Source organism: Novosphingobium mathurense, from assembly GCF_900168325.1.
Lineage (GTDB): Bacteria > Pseudomonadota > Alphaproteobacteria > Sphingomonadales > Sphingomonadaceae > Novosphingobium > Novosphingobium mathurense.
In genome coordinates this window covers 1-3,131 of record NZ_FVZE01000030.1, presented here as the reverse complement: position 1 = coordinate 3,131, position 3,131 = coordinate 1, and the positions used below count along the sequence as shown (strand labels likewise).

Annotated in this window: 4 protein-coding genes; all 4 read left to right on the top strand. The window is 61.6% G+C overall.

Annotated elements, in window-relative coordinates; translation table 11 throughout:
- Positions 1–107: 107 nt before the first annotated feature.
- The 4 genes from tnpA (at position 108) to B5483_RS22640 (ending at position 3,117) form a co-directional block, all read left to right on the top strand.
- The gene (gene tnpA, locus B5483_RS22655) at positions 108–470 is read left to right on the top strand and encodes an IS66-like element accessory protein TnpA (RefSeq protein WP_176168190.1); all 363 of its coding nucleotides are present in this window, start codon (positions 108–110) and stop codon (positions 468–470) included.
- Positions 467–826, top strand: a complete 360-nt coding sequence (gene tnpB / locus B5483_RS22650; protein WP_342743705.1) for an IS66 family insertion sequence element accessory protein TnpB — start codon at positions 467–469, stop codon at positions 824–826. Before tnpA ends, tnpB begins: the two co-directional genes overlap by 4 nt.
- A 132-nt stretch (positions 827–958) precedes the next feature.
- On the top strand, positions 959–2,482 hold the full coding sequence (tnpC, locus tag B5483_RS22645; RefSeq protein ID WP_217698244.1) for an IS66 family transposase: 1,524 nt from the start codon (positions 959–961) through the stop codon (positions 2,480–2,482).
- Positions 2,440–3,117 carry a YecA/YgfB family protein gene (locus tag B5483_RS22640; protein WP_079732146.1) on the top strand — a complete coding sequence of 226 codons (678 nt, stop codon included), beginning with the start codon at positions 2,440–2,442 and terminating at the stop codon, positions 3,115–3,117. The genes tnpC and B5483_RS22640 overlap by 43 nt, the downstream gene beginning before the upstream one ends.
- Positions 3,118–3,131: the final 14 nt, after the last annotated feature.

The following is a 3,131-nucleotide window of genomic DNA, read 5'->3' as shown; positions in this document are numbered from 1 at the left end:
CGTAAACGTCGACAGAACCCGGCCTTGTGCGGATCGGGGATGTTGTGAATTTCGCGGGGCAGATGGAGGCCTTGCGAATGGATATTAAGCAGTCAAACGAGCCTCGTATGAGCGATCGCCGGGATGGCGGAGCGGTTGTACGTGTGGAGCGACGTCGGCGTTGGAGTGACGAGGAAAAGCTCGCGATCCTGAAGGAAACGACGCAGCCTGGAGCCATCATGGCGGTTGTTGCGCGCCGCCACGGGATCGGGACCGGCCAACTTTACACGTGGCGCAAGCAACTGCTGAAAGGCGCGATGGCGGGGTTCGTGCCCGTCGAGCTGATGAGTTCTGGGCTGCCGGGCAAGTTGTCGGAGATTGGACGGATCGAGATCAGAGGGAACGGCGGTCTCACGGTTTTGGTCGACAAGCTGGTCGATCGGGCTGCGTTGAAGCTGGTTCTCGAGGTGGTCGGGGAGATCGATCGTTGAGCCTGACGCTTCCGCCGTCGGCGAAGATCTATCTGTCGCTCGCCCCGTGCGACATGAGGAAGGGCTTGGATGGTCTGTCCACGCAGGTTCGCAACATCCTGCAGCTTGACCCATTCTCCGGCGCTGTGTTCCTGTTTCGCGGGAAGCGCGGCGACAGATTGAAGGCCCTGGTCTGGGACGGATCGGGGCTTTGCCTTTATGCAAAGCGTCTCGAACGCGGGAAGTTCGTGTGGCCGCGAACCCAGGATGGGGTTGCAGTGAGGCTCTCGGGCGCGCAGTTGGCGATGTTGATCGAAGGTCTGGATTGGCGCCAGGCGATCGTGCACGACGAGGTGGTCGCACCGACCCTCGCGTGAGCGATGAAAGTCTTAGAAAACTGAGGTTTTTCGTAGGATTGCCGGGACGTTTCCGCTATAGTCCCGGGTATGCGGTTCGACCTTGATCGCCTCCCCACAGACCCGGTTCTTCTGCAGAAAATGCTGCGGGAGATGGCTGAGGCCATGGAGTTGGAGCGGGCCGAATTGAAGACGGCGAAGGAAACCGTCAAAGCCCAGAACCTGACGATAGAGAAGCTCGAGCATCGCCTTGCCCGGTTGTTGCGCGTCCAGTTCGGTCGCAGCTCCGAAAAGATGGACATCGCGCAGTTGCGCCTGATGTTCGAGGAGGTCGATACTCCCGCACCTGCCAATGATGATGCTCCGGTAGCAGCAAAGCCGCAGTCGGCACGCAAGGCCAGGATCCGCGCGCCGATCCCCGCGCACATCCCGCGCCAGACGACGGAGCATCACCCCGGTCCATGTGCCGGTGGCTGCGGTGGCCCCGAGACGACGATCAGCGAGGACGTCACCGAGGTCCTGGACTACGTTCCGGCCCGCTTCCGCGTACTGCGGCATGTTCGCCCCCGTATCGCCTGCCGGACCTGCGAGCAAATCCGTCAGGCTCCAGCCATCGATCTGCCGCTGCCCAAGGTCATGGCAAGCAGCGCCGTGCTCGCGCATCTCGTCGTCAGCCGCTTCGCCGACCATCAACCCTGGTACCGCCAGTCGGTGATCCTGCGTCGGCAAGGCGTGCACATCGATCGCGATGTGATGGGGCGCTGGGCTCGCAAACTGGCCTGGTTGATGGCGCCGCTCGGTGAGCGGCTGCTCTCCTATGTCCTCGAAGCGCCCAAGGTGCACGGTGACGAGACGCCGGTTACTTTGCTGGCCGGCGAGGATGGCAGCCACACCGCATACTTCTGGGTCTATCTGCGCGATGGGCGTTCAAGCGGTGATATGAGCCCGCCCGCCGTGGCCTACCGCTTCAGCACCGGCCGCGGCGGCGAGCACCCCGAAGCCCACCTTGCGGGATATCAAGGCTATCTCCAGGCGGATGGCTATTCCGGCTACAACGCGCTCTACCGCGATCCCAAAACCAAGGCTCCGCGCGATGTGACCGAAGTGGGATGCTGGGCTCATGCCCGGCGCAAGTTCACCGACATCCTGGGAAAGACGCCATCATCAATCGCCGCCGAGGCGGTCGTCCGGATCGGCGAACTCTTCGCCATCGAGCGCGATATCAAGGGCGCACCACCTGACAAACGGCGACGCGTTCGCCAGAACCTTGCCCGCCCCAAACTGGCGGCCTTGCGGTCGTGGCTTGAAGCGCAGATGAAAGGCCTGTCTTCGGATAGCGCCTTGGCGAAAGCATGCCGATATCCGCTCAATCGATGGGCGGCAATGATCCGCTATTGCGACGATGGTCTGCTCGAAATCAGCAACAACCTTGTCGAGAACGCGCTGCGCGGGGTCGCTCTCGGGCGCCGCAATTGGATGTTCGTGGGCTCAACCACGGGCGGGGACGCCTCGGCGCTGTTCTTCTCACTGGTCGAAACATGCAAACTTAACGGCATCGAGCCCGAAGCCTGGTTTACCGACGTCATCGAGCGCATCGGCAATCACCCGATCAATCGAATCGATGAGCTGCTGCCATGGCGCTGGCAGGCGCTACGCGATACTGCTCAGGCCGCATGACTACCTCACAGCCTCTCTCCGCCCTGTTCGCTCCCCTCAACTGGGATCCAGATCTCTTGCCGCCATTAGAGATGGACGGCTACCTGACCGGCGTCCTGGTGACGCCCGAGTTGGAAATCGCTGACTGGATTGCTGACTTGTGGACGGCGATCCCCCCTGTCACGGACAAGGCAAGGATGCAGCAAGCTCTCGCTGCCGTTCTGGCACGGTTTAAAGCGATCGAAGCAGACCTCCAAAAGGGATGGCCAGGCTATCAGCCCAGCTTCTGCGAGCGGGGCAAGAAAGCGGACCATGACAGGGTCCGGGGATGGATGAAGGGCTTCTACAAGGCCATGACGATCCATCCGGAATACTGGACGGATATCGCCGACGACGAGCGCACCGCAACGTTCCTTGGCCTAATCGTCGGCTTCATCGAGACGGACGAGCAGATCGAAGAACGCGATGACGCTGACGACATCCGCGATGAACACGCTGAGCTTCTACCACGCGCCATCGTCGGCATGAGATCGCTGGCCCTGCTTCATGATGGCGACGCAAATGGACTCAGGTCCATCCAGGCAAACAAGATTGGTCGTAACGATCCTTGCCCCTGCGGATCGGGCAAGAAGTACAAGCGCTGCTGCGCAGCCTAGACGCCAAGCGTCAA